7 protein-coding genes and 1 pseudogene are annotated in these 16876 nt (G+C 40.8%); 2 read left to right on the forward strand and 6 right to left on the reverse strand.

The features are described from left to right. Positions 1-78 precede the first annotated feature (78 nt). Positions 79-444, reverse strand: a complete 366-nt coding sequence (locus LEP1GSC059_RS06685; protein ID WP_002177098.1) for a nuclear transport factor 2-like protein — start codon at positions 442-444, stop codon at positions 79-81. A gap of 122 nt (positions 445-566) precedes the next feature. On the opposite strand from LEP1GSC059_RS06685, the gene LEP1GSC059_RS06690 reads away from it, so the two are divergent. Next, positions 567-1004 carry a MarR family winged helix-turn-helix transcriptional regulator gene (locus tag LEP1GSC059_RS06690; protein WP_002177090.1) on the forward strand — a complete coding sequence of 146 codons (438 nt, stop codon included), beginning with the start codon at positions 567-569 and terminating at the stop codon, positions 1002-1004. 499 nt (positions 1005-1503) lie between these two features. Here the strand turns inward: LEP1GSC059_RS06690 and LEP1GSC059_RS06695 are convergent, their stop codons facing one another. Further along, positions 1504-2490, reverse strand: coding sequence for a DUF1016 N-terminal domain-containing protein (locus LEP1GSC059_RS06695; protein ID WP_017214183.1), 987 nt, complete (start codon positions 2488-2490; stop codon positions 1504-1506). Between the two features lie 293 nt (positions 2491-2783). Between LEP1GSC059_RS06695 and LEP1GSC059_RS06700 the strand changes: the two genes are divergently transcribed. Continuing rightward, complete coding sequence (locus LEP1GSC059_RS06700) at positions 2784-4046, forward strand: DDE-type integrase/transposase/recombinase (protein WP_020980490.1); 1263 nt, start codon at positions 2784-2786, stop codon at positions 4044-4046. A gap of 46 nt (positions 4047-4092) precedes the next feature. Here LEP1GSC059_RS06700 and LEP1GSC059_RS06705 read toward each other — a convergent pair whose 3' ends face one another. The 4 genes and pseudogenes from LEP1GSC059_RS06705 to LEP1GSC059_RS06720 form a co-directional block, all read right to left on the reverse strand. After that, a complete protein-coding gene (locus LEP1GSC059_RS06705; protein WP_017214186.1) occupies positions 4093-7218 on the reverse strand; it encodes a TIGR04388 family protein in 3126 nt (1041 codons plus the stop codon). A gap of 127 nt (positions 7219-7345) precedes the next feature. Next, the gene (locus LEP1GSC059_RS06710) at positions 7346-8158 is read right to left on the reverse strand and encodes an NADase-type glycan-binding domain-containing protein (RefSeq protein WP_036057234.1); all 813 of its coding nucleotides are present in this window, start codon (positions 8156-8158) and stop codon (positions 7346-7348) included. A 17-nt stretch (positions 8159-8175) separates the two neighbouring features. Beyond that, positions 8176-8985 (reverse strand): NADase-type glycan-binding domain-containing protein, encoded by an 810-nt coding sequence (locus LEP1GSC059_RS06715; RefSeq protein ID WP_036057225.1) that lies wholly within the window; start codon positions 8983-8985, stop codon positions 8176-8178. Then, a pseudogene (locus LEP1GSC059_RS06720) lies at positions 8970-16876 on the reverse strand (TIGR04388 family protein); the annotation flags it as partial. The pseudogene LEP1GSC059_RS06720 and the gene LEP1GSC059_RS06715, both read right to left, overlap by 16 nt.

Raw genomic sequence — 16876 nt, forward strand, 5'->3', positions numbered from 1 at the left:
TTCTAAAATTTCTCATATTACAAAACTAAAGACACGAGATAATATACATTTGCTTACTATCTCGTATCAGGGTGATTATTACTTCATAGTATAATAAAATCTTTCGTGAAAGATTTTTCCATCCTTCCAGGTTTGGACACTCGCCTGTGTAATCTTAATGTGGCCCCATTCTTTATGAATATAATCTAACTCCCATTCTACAACACTTCTATTACTTTCCTCATCTACGATGGTACCTAATACTTTCGCAAGATTCCATTTTACTTTAGAGACAAAATCCTTTTCTCTCGCAAGATTCGCTTCAAAACCTACCGTAGGATTTTGAGTATTTTCCTGCATTACGACTGAAGGGTGATAAAATTCCTGAAAGGCTTCTATTACATTTCCAGCCAGAATCATTTCGTTCAACTTAGTCACTTTTTTTCCTATAGCTTGTGCGCTCATTTGTTACTCCTTTTGAATTCTTGCCGGGTAAAATTCGGAAAGAATTTTAGTTGCAATCACAACTATTCCACATTTCTAAATAATGGTTGTAAGTGCAATTAAAAAATTAAATTTTGTTATTAATGAATGAAAAACTATCAGATTTATCGATTCACGCCTGGGCGGCTGGTTTAAAATTCTATAGTTCCGCCTCCTCTCAAATAGAATCCGCTCTTGCTAAAACAAATGCAATTTCCCTCACTTGGTACGACGTACTTTATACGGTTTATACAAAACCCAAAAAACGTTCCAGAATGTCGGATATAGCCCGAGAGATCATACTAAGCAAAAGCGCTCTGACTCGTTCTGTAGATAAACTAGTTTCAGAAGGTTTTTTAAAACGAGAAAGAAGTGAAAATGACGCTAGAGAATTTATCGTAGAAATTACATCTTCCGGAATACTAGCTCTTAGAAATTCATGGCCGATTTACGAAGAAGGAATTCGAGAATTTTTCGCATCTAAACTAACTTTTAAAGAAATGAGAGAACTTTTGAGAATTTTTAGAAAATTAAATAAATAACGTAAGTTCTGCGTAATAAATAGGACGTTGCCAGACAGCACTTTCAGTTCCGGTAAATAAATTGCATGAAAGAAACGTTATACAATATTGCATCTATAGTTTCAATTTATTATAGACGTGAGACTCTGAGTTTGCAAAGCGTTCTACCAAATTCTCCCGCTTCAATTTCTTTCACATTGATTATACTGAACCCACGCAATCAAATAGAAAAAACGAATTTAGTTAATTTCTGATGTGGTTAAATTAATTTTCTTTTTTCATAAAAAATGAATATAATCAATTTTTTTTATAAAACCGTTGTTTGGGTTATCTTTATTCAAAAGAATTGTTGAAAAATTTGGAAAATTCTTTTGCTGGTATTAAAAGATTTAGAATGATGTCATTAGATGTTTTAGAAAAGATTTTAAACATCTCGTTTTTGTTTTATCCGCTGGACTTTGGGACCTTCATTTATTTTTTAATAAATGTTTTTATTGCTAATTTTTCAAAAACTCTAATCCTAACTTTCAAACTTCATAGAAAGCTCTTCATTCAAATGTATTCCCTTGGTTCTTAATGTTTCATAACTAAATTCTTTTTTCAGTAAATACAAAACGTCTCCAAGATAACGACCGTATTTGTCTTGAAGATGAGTTCGTATCAAAAGACCTGTACCAGGTTTCAGCTTCTCTTTTAAAGACTCAAAAGTCGCATCACCTTCAGACGTTCCAAGTTCCGGCGCACTAACACCAAGCAAACGAATTTTTTGTCTGGTTGTAAGACCAAAACCTAAATCAATTTGAACAAGCAAAGTGTCGCCATCTACAATTCTTTCTAATATTCCAAGATAATGATAAAGAAAAGAATTCGCACTTACCTTTTTAAAACCCCAGGTCTTCTTTTCAAAATGCAATCGAACAAATTCGCCTTCCTTTAAATTTTGTTTATCTAATTTACGATAACAATGAAAACCTAAATCGATCCAAAGTTCTTTCGAAAGATCCATACTTTTATTTACGATTTTGTAATGATAAACCTCACCCTCGGGACGGTTCCATTTTCCCGCCCTTGAACCGCCATAGTAACCGCTTTCTCGCGCCTTACGTTCTAATACGTATCTGTTCCAATCATTTTTTGCCGCTTCTTTTTCTAATTTGTTCCTTACATCTTGATTAGAAACTGAGGATAAGATTCTGTAATGACTCCAACTCAATCGATAGTCTAACTTCTTTCCATGATATGCTTGATAAAATTTAAGCGCATAGTATAGGGTTCTTCTCGAAAAATTCGTTTTTACCACTTTATCTATCTTTTCAATCAGAGTTTTCATTCTCTGTTTGCTTTTCACATCCAGTATGTAGGAATTAAACTCTCGATTTAATAAAGAACCAATTTCTAAATGACCCGTCAAAAGAAATCGATTCCCTCCTTTATATGTATTTTCTCTAATGGATTCAAAAATTGAAGCGATCTCTTGTACTAAGGTATCCGTATTATCACGTTTCAAGATAGAACCTACTCGTTTTCAATACAAAAATAAGACCACCGCACAGTAAGATCAAGTCGTTTCGTTCGTATGTCACATCGCAGTATAGAAATCAATGTTTCCCTTTCTATTCTCTTTACAAACTTCTCTCCGATAACATCCAAAAAACAAAAATGGATTCTATTTCCTTTTATCATAATCCTTGGTTTTGGGTTCGTTTTGCAAAATCTATTCAAACTGAGACAATTAACAAATTTGTAATTTCCTACACAAAAAATTCAATTTGTGATTAATTATTTACGATATATTCACAAATGAAATCACCTACACTTAAAACAAAAAACTTGTATCATACAGCTCTAATATTCAAAACTCAATTTAATCTTCTTTCTCCTATAGAAAAGGAGACAATACCAAAATCTACACGTTACGACTGGAAAAATCGCAATTTGGATACCATCATAGGATATGATTCAAGAGATCCTATTTTTAAAAACTTAGATCTCTACAAAAAAGCTTTAGATAGCGAAACGTTTAGAAAAGCGCTCAAATCTCTTTTTCTGATTTATTCTTTTTATCAGTCTCTAACAGAAAACATACGAGGAAAAAGAAAGATTTGGAATCGTCGAAAAAAAGAAATCGTATCAATCATTCAAAAAATTTCGCCAAATATCGGCCTGAAACGCGCATGTCGTTTTATGAAAATCTCTACTCAACGATTTTACAAATGGAACAATGAAGTATTTTGTAATTCTTCCGTATTTGGTCTTTGCAGAAAAACACATCCTAAACAGCTCACAATACAGGAACAAAAGGTTATTTCTAAATATATTAAAAATCCTGAATTCACAAATTGGCCTTTGCGTTCTATCTTTTACAAAATCCTAAAGGACGGTTCCGCATTTTTCAGCTTGGCCACATTTTACAAATACACAAGATTACTCGGTCCTACAAGAGAAATCATTCGAAAAATCAGAAGAAAAATCGGAATTAGAACTTCTGCACCTTTACTTCTTCTTCATATGGACACTACCATCTTACGCTTGTTAAATGGGAATAAAGTTTATATTCATTTTATAATGGATAACTTTTCAAGAGCCATTTTAGGCTGGAAAGCTTCTTTAGAATGGAACTCTAAATATACTGTTTTAAATTTAACGGAAGTTTGCGAAAGATATGATTTGTTTCAAAAACCAATTCAGCTTCTATGCGACGACGGTTCTGAAAATCAGGGAGCAGTCAATGTTTTGCTTAATAGGCCAGGACTATTGATACAAAAATTGATCGCTCAAGTTGATATTCTTTTTTCAAATAGTATGGTCGAAGCACTCAATAAGATTATGAAATACCAATTCCTTTTCCCTAAAAAACTTTCCTCTTTGCAAGAAGTCATTCAAACTTTAGAACTCGCCGTCCCAGAATACAACTCTCGTCCCAGCGGAGTTCTATTCGGATATTCCCCAAAAGAAGTTTTAGAAGGTGCATTACCAGATCCACTCCGATTTTCAAATCAGATCAAACTCGCAGCAGAGAAAAGACCTAACATCAACAAAATTGATGCTTGTTCATCATGTTAAAGCTGTTTTTAAAGTGTCCGGATTTCCGGACTTTCCTGTTTAAGTTTCACTGAGAACGTGCACCGGAATAGATCCAATCTCTTACCGCCTCAAAATCCTTGTATTCCTTAGAACCCGGAACTACGGATGGATCAGGCTTGAACTGAGATTTGTCCCCTTTCGTCTCTTTCACTATGTTGTCAAACACAGACGCTAACTGAACCGCAAGCGGGCCAAACTGACTTTGATTTCCGTTTCGCGCACTCACCATTTCTTTCGCTAACAAAATCTTGTGTTCTACATTGTTCGGGTCGTAAACCAATCCATTCCCATTTTCATCTTTATATTCTCGTTTGAATCTGTCCGCAGGTGTCTCAAATGCAAGCGCACTTACTCTCTCTATTTCCTTCAACGTCATCTTCTTCGCTTTCGGTTCCGGAGAAGGTGTATTCGTATATCCTAATGCTACACTTGCAGAAATCTTCTGCATTCTCTCTGCGCTCGGTTGATACTTCTCCTTCGTATCTCCAAAGTTGAAGTTGTTCTCCATCTTGATCGCTTCCACTACTACCGGAGGATTGTTCAGGTGCGCAAGTGGCCCGCCTTCTTTAAACAGTCCTGTTTCTGGATCGTAGTTCCTGTTTACGATTTCTCGGATCGCTCCATCCAAATGTTTCGACGTCTCTTTGTCTAAATCTCTGAGACCACTACTTCCTAAGCGGTTCGATTCTTTGTCATGAGACTTCAATTCTTGTTTTGCGTATCCGTCCACAATCTCGCTGTTTCTCTTTTCCAGGAGCGCAATCTTGTCGTTTACATCACGGTTCAAATTGAGGCCCGGTGCCAACTTGTCAAACAACCCTCCTGTTGACATTTCTTTGGAGTCGCGCATCTGAGTTATCTTCTTTAGATTCTCTGAATATTCAGGATTTCTTTCCGCCGTCTTTATCGCCGCCGTATATATTTCAGGGCCATAGACTGACTTAGAATCTAGCTTAGTCAGTGTATTTTTGTAAAGGGTTTCTATTTCGCTCTTCGTTGTCTCTTTTAGTTTCGTATGTTTCTCAAAATCACTTTGTAATCTCTTCACGTCCGCATCCGAAGCAATCTGTCTCTCCGTCTTTCCTTCTAAATGAAGTTGTGTCTTGCGATTCTCAAGTTCCGTTTGCAAACGGCTTGCTTCTTGTCCGCTTCTTTCAATGATTCCTCTTTTCTCTTTGTATGCCGGGCTTTCATTCAACAAACGGTTCGCTGTCTCTTCTCTCTTCATATCCTCTTTGATATATCTTTCACGAGAATTTAGCAACTGTTCCGCCACTACTTTTCCGTTAGAGCCGTGTGTATCTAACTCTCCGTATCTCTTGATGAACTCCAACTTACTTTGGTGTTCTGCTTGAACCTTCTTACCTTCGTTCGTCATATACGTCGTAGGCGATTCTAACTTGATTCCGCTCTTCTGATTTCTTGCGATAAAGTCGGAATAGTTCGCGTCGTTGTAATGTCTTTCAGCCGCCGCTACTTTAAACTTCTCAAAGTCTTGTGTTATGATCTTCGCTAAGTTCGCTCCCGCCGCTTCGTGTTCGATCGTTTTCAGACGCAACTGTTCCTTGTTAGCCCCAAGTCTCTCATTTAAGTGTGCAAGTGTTCCGGAACTGCCTGCTTCCATCGCCGCTTTGAACAACTCGCTTTTAATTCCGCCGTTCGCTATCAAGTTACTCATTCCACCTGTCGTAAAACCAGAACCGCCAAAATTCATTCCCAGTCCGTTACTGTTTCCGTTTCCGAAGTTCTTTTTCATAAAGTCGCCGATCGCGCTCATCTCCGCTTTACTAAAGCCTCTTTTCGGATCTGCATTCGCTAACGACTTTCTAAGATCCGCTATCCCTTCCACTCCGTTCGAACTCGAATCTCGTACTATTCCCAGTAAAAAGTCGTTCTTTCTAAAAAACAGTTCCTTCTGCCCTTCCAGTCTCCTGCCTTCCGTTGCTATCTGGTTCTTCTCTCCTCCAAGTCTCTTGTCTTCTGAGTCGTAGTGCGTTAAATTGTCATGCAACGCTTTCGCTTCACCGCTCATCGGATGTTCCGGACCAAGTCCAAACAGTCCGCTTCCGCCCATAAACCCCTTTACTTGGGCCTTAATCGCTGCTACTCCCTTGTCAAAACTACCTTCATAGTTATGAACCACATAACCGATTCCTAATGTATCTCCACCCACTACGTATGTATGATTGTCTTCTACTTCTAAGTTGTAAACTTTAGTCGGTTCTGTGTTGTAGTAGTAAATTCCGGTTACAGTTCCCCAACTTCCGTCTGAACGAAGCACTTGGTCTCTCAGTTTAAGATCTTCTACTTTCACCCACTCTGAAGAGTTGTTAGTCGTTAATGTTTGTTGTGAAGTTCCTTCTGCATCTCGTTTTTCTAATGCAACGTTTCTTGAATGTTTCTCTAAATCCGAACCGTGATTTTCAAATTCTCTATTCACTCCTCTCAAATCAAACGGTTGAATTCCTTCTTTTGTATTCTGGATCTTACGTCTAAATGGGTGGTTCCAAGTCGTATGGATTTCTTCTTCGCCATCTAACTCTAAAAAGAACAACTGTGGAATCTCGTGCACGAAAGTTTGAGTGACTCTTTTGTTCTCGAACAGGTTTGTATTCTCGTTCCAAGATTTTACTACGTCACCGATTTTAATTTCTTCGATATTTGTAAATTCATAGTCATTAGGATTAATCTCATTCAAATTAATTTCGGTAGAATTGATATTTCCGTATATTCTAATATTCTTGTTCTTTAATCTTGTTATTTTGCTTCCGGCCGTAAAACAGGTGTCTAAATGGAACACGCCCGCTTTATCCACCATCTTGCTTCCGTCGTTTGCAAATCCAAAACTTTGGGCCACGTCTCCCATAAGGCCTGTTACAAACTTTCCAAAACTGGATGTCGCACTTTTACCTTCGTTAAACTTTACTTCTATTCCACTTCTTTCTCCAGCTCTGCTTACTTCCTCCTTCCATTTCTTCAAGCCGTCAGGGGTTTGAGACATTGCATCTTTGTGCGCATTCCATTTGTCTAATAACTTTTCTGGGTTGCAAGTTGGGCGAATTCGCTTGCGCGAACCGCGCTCTCCGTTCCAATCTGCAGCGCAACATTTTAAATTCTTCGTATATTCTAAAACAATCATAGAAAGAAACATGTTGCGCCGCAGGATTTCCACTTCGATCGCTTTCGCAGTCGTAATTCAAGGTTCTATTCGTTTCTTTCAATGACATCTTGTTCATTTCTTGCTAAACAATAACATCTCGAAGTGTTATTCTTCCTACTCAATCCCGGAGCGTCGCCTTTTTGTAAAACGCTTCGTCTTTGAAATTACCAATCTCCGCAATGCAAGTGTGTTCTTTGTTTTCTTTACCCTCAATCACGGACTTGATTTCAATAGCCACTAAAACTAAAGTCTCACCCTCTCTTACCTTCATCCCTTTCATTTCTTTCAGAATTTCTTTGTATGGTTGGATTTCGATCTTTTGATAACCAGGTTCTGAATTCAATTTCACGGATTGTTTACCAAAATACGATACATCGAGTAGCATCGTTCCACCCGCTTGCGAAGTATCCGTCGCTCCGGGAAGTAAATAGTGGACTACAACTTCCGATGGGCGGGAAAAGGATTCGAAGTTTTTTCTAAGTCCGTTTGCTCCAGGAAGAATGTAAAAGTAGTTTTTGGTTTTAATATCAATCAGTCCAACTACTACTTCTCCAATTCCAGTCCCCGGAACTCCTTCGCACCATCTAGTAGCTTCTCGCTGATCTTGAACCCGGTATGCATTCAAACCACAAGTTTCCTCGGCCCATTCATTTTGACTCATGTTCTTAGGCCGAGACTTAGAGACTGACTTGTGTGGTTTAAACGAAGTTTGCCACACCATTCCCTTTGCCGGTATATTTGCGTTTGAGGTATAGAACACACCTTCAACAGAATTTCCTTTCTGTTTCTTGTTCAAGTTCTTCAAGTCCGCATTGCTCTTTTTTGAAAAACAATCCTCATATGTTTCCACTTGAGAAAAAGTAGGGCTAGCCAAAAGCAAAACCCCTAACATCATTAACACTTTCGTATATTTTAATTTTCTAGAATTCATTTCAACCCACAAAAAAATCAATCCCTCAAAGTCGGCTTCGTATATTTCTCTGGACTCCAGCTCGAATTTCCAATTTCCGAAATACAAGTATGTTCTTTGTTTTCTTTCCCTTCAATTACGGATTTAATTTCAATCGCAACCAAAATTAAAGGATAGTCAACATTACGATTTCCTTGAATTGATTTCATAATCTCTTTGTAAGGTTGAATCTCAATCTTTTGATACCCGGGGTCTTTGCTCAACTTGACGGACTGTTTGCTCCAATACAAAACTTCGCTGAAAACCTTTCCTCCGGACTGTGTCGTGCCCACTTCCATCGGAACTAAATAATGAATATCAATATCCAAAGGACGAGAATAGGATTCAAAATTCTTTCTAAGGCCATTAACACCTGGGAGAATATAAAAGTAATTTTTATCCTTTATATCCGCCAACCCCATCACTACTTCTCCAATTCCAACTCCAGGAACGCCTTCACACCAAGGAGTTTCTACATATGTATCGTGAACTTGATAAGCATTCAAAGCACAGGTTTTTTTTGCCCAATCGTTTTGGCTCATTCCGGATGGTTTTGATTTCGGTAAGGATTTACTAGGCTTAAACGAAGTTTGCCAACTCATTCCTTCGGCTGGCATATTTACTCCTTGCGAATAGAACCTCCCATCCACTGAGTCTAAATGCTTTAGTTTATTCAAATTCTTTAAACCAACATTGCTCTTTCGACTCAAACAATCTTCCAGTGTTTCCACCTGAGAAAAAATCGGACTACTCAATAAACCGATGAGTAACAACAAAATCACTTTGTAATATTTCATTTTAACCCCCATTGTTTTTGAATTCTTTCTACCTCTTCCTTCGTTGTCTCTAAGTTTTTACGCAACTCATTCAACTTTTGTTCCGATTCTTGGCGTTTCTTCTCATCACTTGCGTTCTTTACAATATTCTCAAGTGATTGGATCGAAGTGGAAATACTCGCTTGCTGTTTTTTAAGTCCGGGATACGAAGTGTAATCTTTCAAATACGTCTTTCTCTCCGTCTCAGTCATCGGGGTTCCAGTCTTTTTCAGAACGTATCCGTAACCAAGTGCATAGTCTTGGAACTTGTAATGGTTCATCTTTCCGTCACGGCTTGCATATTTCGTATTTGCATCTCCATACGAATCATTAGAATACCAACCATCCCTATCTTTTCCGATAAAGGTAGCTACGTGACCGCCCGCAGTAAAATCGGCCCCCGACACCACTATATTCCCTTTTTCTAATTGTTTAGTAATCCAAGCATTCAAATGTTCTTCTTGGAATTTCAATTTGAAATCTCTAAGTTCTTGTTTGTATTCCGTCTTCGCTTTTTCGTAACCATCCGGATTAAATTCAAATTTATCTTTATCCGGCTCTTCCGGCTTTCCTGGTCCACCGGCAATCAAAGCGCCTTCCTCTCCCGGTGGTATTTCAAATCCCAATGGTTTAAACACTAAATCTGATAACTGCTGCAAAGACATCTGAGACGGTTTTGGTTTACCTGGTAGCATCTGGCCCGCTTCTGCTGCCATACGGGTCATCATCACGCTCAACTTTCCATATTGATTGATCTGTTCCGGAGTCATCTTGAAACCTAACGACGCTAAGACGGTCGCCGGGCCGTGAGACTGACAAGCACTTTCATCCAACACGTCCCCATTCTTGTTACCCGGTAACGAATACAACACTGGTTTTCCATCCTTGTTTTTTTGACCTAAATAAGATTGATCTCTCTGAGTCTGGGTCAACGAACTGATGTTCATAAAGCCGTCGTTGGCCAAACTGACTAAACTCGAATTCCCATTGTATTTCTCTAAATTACCAGAGCTATCTACCACAGTTTGAATATTCTTTTCTTTGAATATCTGTTTCGCTCTGTCCTGATAATACTTAGGATTTTCTGCATACGTCGGATAGTTTCCGGCGTGATCCTGATCAGGGATTTCGTTTCCAAATCGGTCAAATCGTTTCGTATCTTCCGCTACCGTTCCTTCCGATTGAACCTGAACCATTTCAATCGTTTTAATCGGTTTCCCTTTGGCGTCTGTGTAACCGCTGTTTACTTCTTCGAATGAGATTCTTTCACTCTTTCCATTCTCATTTTGTAATGTAAAGAACGTCACTTTTTCTTTCGTGTTTTTAGTTTTTACGTTCTCTGTTACTACTGTCTCTTTTACATAACGTTTTCCGTTTACTTCTATTTCGTCTAATGTGTTGATCTTAGACAATCTCTCTTTCGAAGTTAAGTTGTTGTTTGCAATTAGATTCTTCACTTCGTTCAAGTCGTTCTTTTGAATCGGACCTTGTGGTTCGTTCGGTTTGATCGTCACTTTCTCGTTCGGATTCGTTTCTACAGTCGCAGGTTTGGTTCCACTCAGTTCCGTTAGGAATTTTCCATTTGCATCAAACACTTTCACCGATTCTTCAGGTTTGCCGAATGCGTTGTTCCACGTTAGTTTCTGTTTGATCTGCCCGCTGTCAGTTACGCTGATCTCTTCTTTCACTCCAGGTTTGTATTCTCTTTCAAAGTTTACTTCGCCCGTTTCGTTGTTTACGTTTCTCTGATACGTTTTGCCTTCCCAAGCCACTTGTTTGGTCGCTGCGTTGTCTTTAGATCTCAACTTGTGAATCGTCTCGTTTTCAAATCTACTTTGTGTCGTAGATACTGTCATCGGTTTCGAATTCTTTAAGTCTATGTCCTCTAATGAGCTGTGTAACTTCGCACTATCCTTGTCAAAGAACGCCGCAACTTGGGTCTCGTGTGTCTTCTTCTCATTCCTAAGTTGAGTTAGCTCGGTTTTCTGTTTGTCGTTCAGTGAGTTTGCTTCTCCCAATTTCTCCAAACGATGAAGTTCGTTCTCTTTAGGAAACGGTGCTACTTCTCGGTTGATGATCGTCGCTCTTTCTTTCTCTAAATTCTTCTGCTGAGAAATCATGTCGTTACGACGTCTCTCAAGGTCAGGTGTTCTCTTGTATGGCTCGTTCGGATGTTCTTTGTTCCACTGTGTGTAACTCGCTGCCTCAAGCTGATTCTGTTTTACTCGTATGTCTGCTATCTTAGTCGTAAACTCATCCAGTCTCTTCTTCGTTCCAGCAGGTATCTTGTCCGCAAACGCCTTTTCTTTCTCACCATACGTCACCTTGTAGTCGTTATTAAACGCGTCTTTCTTCACAAGGCCGTGTTCCACAAGAACTTCAGCATATCTAGGATCGTTTCCGTGTTTCTCTTGTACCAGTTTTACTAGATCCGCTTTTACACGTTCCGATCTCTCGATCATTTGGCGGCCAATGTTGTCTTCTTTGATTCTGTGCTGTGCTAACTTCTCGTTTGAGTCTTTAATTGCGTTAGTCAGCTTTCCATGTTCTTCCATTCCCGTTATATGAGAAGCTGTCGCAGCTATATACGCCTTGATCGGACTTCCGCCAAACATTCCCGATCCGGTTTGAATTCCTCTTGCATGCAGTCCGTTTGTACTGATCCAGCTCGATACAGTTTTCATCTGCTCTGGAGTAAATCCTTTCACTGGGTCTACATTCTTTAGTTGTTTACGAAGATCGGATATTCCAGGTAGATCATTGCTGTCCGGATTGCGGATCGCAGACAAAAAGTCGCTGTTACGTCTTTTGTTAAGCTCTAAACCGGCTTCCGCCTTGTTCTTTTCTAAATTCAAAGCGTTCGATTCTACTTTTAAGGAATCGCGTAACGCATTCGTCGACTTCACTTCCTGCTGAAGCGCGACCGCTCTCTGATATACTTCGTTACCCGTCCCGCCTTCAAGCCCCGCAAACTTTTTCGCTACGTCATACACGTCGTTCGAAAGTTTCTTAAGCTGCCCAAATATCGATTCTTGGTGGTCGTTGTAGTTATGAACCACATAACCGATTCCTAATGTATCTCCTCCGACAACATACGTATGATTGTCTTCTACTTCTAAGTTGTAAACTTTAGTCGGCTCTGTGTTGTAGTAGTAGATCCCCGTTACAGTTCCCCAGCTTCCGTCCGATCTCAACACTTGGTCTCTCAGTTTCAGATCTTCCACTTTCACCCATTCTGACGAGTGATTAGTCGTTAGTTGATTAGCGGTTAGTGTTTGTGCTTTCGAGATGTTAGTCGTTAGTGTTTGTAATGAAGATTCTTCTCCATCTCGTTTTTCTAATGCAACGTTTCTTGAATGTTTCTCTAAATCCGAACCGTGATTTTCAAATTCTCTACGAACTCCTCTCAAATCAAACAGTTGAATTCCTTCTTTTGTATTCTCGATCTTCCGTCTAAACGGGTGGTTCCAAGTAACGTGAATTTCTTCTTCTCCGTCCAACTCAAGAAAGAACAACTGTGGTATTTCGTGAACGAAAGTTTGAGTCACTCTCTTGTTCTCGAACAGGTTTGTATTCTCGTTCCAAGATTTTACTACATCACCGATTTGAATCTGTTCAATCGCTATGTATTCGTAGTCTTCCTCACTCTTCGAAATGTTAGTTGATAGTTGATTCGTAATTCGATCAGAAGAATCTTGACTACTAACACTAACCCCTAACGAACTAACATCTAACCCCTCGAAGCGCCCGCTGATTCTGTTGTTCTTTAATCTTGTTATTTTGCTTCCGGCCGCAAAACAGGTGTCTAAGTGAAACACCCCTCCCTTATCCACCATCTTGCTTCCGTCGTTTGCAAATCCAAAACTTTGGGCCACGTCTCCCATAAGGCCTGTTACAAACTTTCCAAAACTGGATGTCGCACTTTTACCTTCGTTAAACTTTACTTCTATTCCACTTCTTTCTCCAGCTCTGCTTACTTCCTCCTTCCATTTCTTCAAGCCGTCAGGGGTTTGAGACATTGCATCTTTGTGCGCATTCCACTTTTCTAATAGCTTCTCCGGGTTGGCCTTATCCATATCAATTCCACCCTTCCCGTCTCGTGGAAGCGCTGCGTCTATCTCCGCTTGGGTAAACAATGGTTTGTCCATCTTCGTTCCCAACGCTATCTCTTTCATCAGAATCTCCATCTGGTTGCGTTGATGATTCTCCGCCGCGTTGTGCGCAGCCATCCCTTGGTTAAACTCGTTCTGAAAGTTGTGGTTCAATGCAAGCGGTTGGAATCCGTGCGTATTCGTATCGTAGTTCAGCGTTCCCATCGTCGCCCCTTTCGGGCCTTGGATGCTCAAACCTATCACTCCGTCGTTGCCAAAATCTATCGTCGCTCCGCCGCCTCGGTATTTCTGCGGAACAAGCGTATTCCCGTCGTTCGTGTAAGACGCGGAAAAGCTCGCATGTCCGCTCTTACTCGCACTAATTCCCAAGTTCACGTTCGCCCAGCTCTTTCCGCCTATCTTGTTAAAGTCGTAGCTCGCGTTGGCCGTGTAGTCTTTGCTTTTAAAGTTGTAGTCTAATCCTAAGCTCAAACCGCTTTTGAAACTCGTGTTGATATTGGCTCCCAGTCCTGCGTCCCGGTTGTAACTCATTCCAAGGCTCAAGTTGCTCATTTTCATTCCAGCTGCAAACGCTTGTAATACTTCACCTATCGGTAACGCTTTCGCTCCAGCTACGTTCACGTTTATTCCGCCACCCCAGCCCCCTTTCACTTCGTGTTGGCCCGTTAATAGGTTCGCGTTTTGATGTTTCGTGTAGGATACGTATCCTGTTACGGGAGTTTTTACTCCCATCGTGACCGCCGAAATCAGTCCGTTGGCTAACGCCCCTAGGGCTCCGTTGCTTCCGTTGATGCTTCCTTCAACTCCCATACTCACAGCCGTGCTCGCCGCAAGAGCAAGCAACTGACCGTTTGTTAATCCTGTCGCTACAACCGTCGACACTCCTCCTAAGGACGCAGTTGTTGTCGTTCCTGTTTGTACCGCTACTGTAGAAAACCAGCTGCTCGTCGCTCCCGATGCCGCCCCTGCTGTACAGTAGATTGCTACCGCCGCTGCCGCTACTTGTACGATCATTTGTGTGTCTTTGAGCCTTTGTTCCCTGGCGGCTTTTTTTGCCTCTTTCTGGTCTATATGATGTTTTAGTAATAAACCTAAGTTATGCGCCGCTTCCTTATCTCCGGTAAAAAACGCTTCTCCTATGGCGTCGAACAACTTGTCTCGCATCTGTGTTTCTAAATAAGCTTTGTTGATTATACCTTGTTGCGCTCTGGCTTTGACGTCGGTCGACGTCATGTCATTGTAAAAGTTATTTCCTTGCTGATACATCGAGTGACGAAATGTATCACTCTTCGGAGAAATAAAATGCCCTATATCTCCTACCGTTGTGGTAATCCCTTTCACCGCCTTTGCAAGTAAACTCGTAATCGCTCCACCAAGCAGTGTGTTGTCTACCCAGGTTACGACCGGAAAGGCTCCCTTTCCTCCCAGAAAACCGTTTCTATGATGTAACTCTCCTTCAGCTTGTTTACGGCTCACAAACTCGGTCGTCGTCTTTACCCAGTTAGCCGTAACTGCAGGATCCAGATGCAGATCGTCCCCCGCCGCTTGTACCACCGCCCCGTAAGCAGCCACGTCGTTCGCGGCGGATTGTCTGATAATTTCTTTCTTTTCTCTATGTTTTAATAGATCGATCCTTTGTTGTACACTTTTACCGTAGGTATGTTCGTAACTGTCTCCAGTTAGTCCGGCTTCGTTCGATACGTGCGCCAATCCTTTCAGCACAACTCCCCCGACTATTTCACCTACAAGAGACCATACTCCGTCTAAAATTCCCCGAACCACATGCCCGACCGCATTCAAAGAATACATTCCGGAGCGCATCCCCAGCTCTTCTTTAGCCTTCTGCATTCTTAAATGTCCGACCACCGCTTGACCGATCGCCGCCGCGGTTTCCGGAGGTAATCCGTTCGCCTTTCCTACTTGCTGAATTCCAAAAGCGTATGTTTGATATTTAAAGTCCTTCCAGTCTTCGATCGCTCGTAACTTTTCGGCATTCGGGCCTATATTAATCGATTCTAATAGTTCTCCGGCGCTTAAGAATTTAAGATCGGATCTGTTTAAGGACTCTGCAATGTCGTGTATCCCTCGATTGATCCCCCAATTCTGAACTGCAAAAGAATTTTTTTCATGTCGAGCCACTTCTCGAGCCATCAGTCCACCCGATAAAAAGGCCGCCACTTCCGGAGACAAATCAAACGTGTTTACAAGAGCCGTAGCCATTACGTCCTGCACGGCTTGGTGCGCTTGTTTCGTCACCCAAGAACTGGTAGACATTCCTCCGTATAACACGGCTTCCGCGTAGTCTACAATTAGGTTCGCAATTTTTACTTTGTTGCTTACGTCCTGTGCTGCGATCGACGCGTTATGATCGCTTTCCATCTGTGCATTTTTTACGTCGTAAAACAGTCCATCTGTGTATTTACTGGATGATAAAAACGTACCTACATTTTGGAATGTTGTATTGACTAAATCCCCAATCCCGTTGTCGTTACCGTCAAAAATATCTCCAAGTCTTGAAGCTCCTCTTCCTAACAAAAGTGCTTTTGGATTGGGTGGCGCGATCGTTACCACTCTATCGTCTTCGTTATAACAATAGGAACTTGCCTGTGCAAAATCCGCTCCGCATTGGCTGGTGGTTCCGTTATATACGCTTCTATGTGCCGTTATATTTCCTTTCGAATCAATCGCCACACTTTCGTATTTGTTTTCCGTATAACTTCCGCATTTACCTAGATCCTTTCCACAAGTTTCTTGGATCCAATCCCCAACGGTCATCTGTTTTATTTCCCCGTCTTCGTCCTTAAACATACGGATATTACCGTTTTCGTCTAACACGTATGAGGTGCTAATCTCTTCCCCGGAATACTTGTCATGCGTCTTGATCACTTTCGTTTTCAACCCACGCGCTTCTATCAGATCCTGCTGACCGTTTTGGGTAAACTGCTTCTCGTTACGCATAGACTCTGCTACACTCTGCATGTATCCAAGTATATTGTCCATCAAGGCGTTGTTAGTCGAAGACAACAAAGTCAAATTCGAAACTCCCGTAAGTGCCCTACTCATACTCGAACCAAAAGAACTCAATGAAAAATTCGGAATACCTCTATCCGCGTTTCTATCTAAGTTATTTAGAATATTAGAAAATCCATCACCATACTGCATCGAGTCCATCGAGTTAGATATATTCGACTGTAACTGTCCTTTGTTTAAACCTGCCAAAATCTGCTGGGTCAACTGCCCATAGTTAGATTGTCCTTGGCCGTTTTTCAAAGCGTTCGCAGCAGCATCAAAAGCGTTCGATGCCTGTTGTTGTAATTGGCCCATCTGTGCCAACCAACTCGATTCTTGGTTTTGAATGTCTTGTACTCCTGCGTTATACGCATTTTGTGCGCTCGTTATCGCCGTTTGCATCTGTGTCTGCCAGTTCGCATATTGCGCGTTATACGAAGCAACCTGAGCCGTCCAATTCGTAACCGAAGGCATTACGTTTGTCATCCAGTCGTGTTCAAAAACTTTTGTAACTGTAACACTAAATCTTTGATAGGTAGTTTACGTTTCGCATACGCGTTGTTATTCGTTACTGTAAAAGACAATTCAATCCAAGCATAGTCTTGATAGTGTTCTATATCCGCTAAAAACGGAACACCTGCCCAAACTCCCAATTCTCTCGCAATATAACGGTTAAAGTCGTAACCCCGACTGGAAAAAGTATCGTTCGCTCCGTAAATTCCCGGATCAGATGAAATATATCTCCAGAATGACATCCCAATGGG

Source organism: Leptospira noguchii serovar Panama str. CZ214, from assembly GCF_000306255.2.
Classification (GTDB): domain Bacteria; phylum Spirochaetota; class Leptospiria; order Leptospirales; family Leptospiraceae; genus Leptospira; species Leptospira noguchii.

Coding starts and splice junctions, on each gene's coding strand:
- LEP1GSC059_RS06685 (WP_002177098.1), bottom strand. CDS start 444: ATGAGCGCACAAGCTATAGGAAAAAAAGTGACTAAGTTGAACGAAATG.
- LEP1GSC059_RS06690 (WP_002177090.1), top strand. CDS start 567: ATGAATGAAAAACTATCAGATTTATCGATTCACGCCTGGGCGGCTGGT.
- LEP1GSC059_RS06700 (WP_020980490.1), top strand. CDS start 2,784: ATGAAATCACCTACACTTAAAACAAAAAACTTGTATCATACAGCTCTA.
- LEP1GSC059_RS06705 (WP_017214186.1), bottom strand. CDS start 7,218: ATGTTTCTTTCTATGATTGTTTTAGAATATACGAAGAATTTAAAATGT.
- LEP1GSC059_RS06710 (WP_036057234.1), bottom strand. CDS start 8,158: ATGAATTCTAGAAAATTAAAATATACGAAAGTGTTAATGATGTTAGGG.
- LEP1GSC059_RS06715 (WP_036057225.1), bottom strand. CDS start 8,985: ATGGGGGTTAAAATGAAATATTACAAAGTGATTTTGTTGTTACTCATC.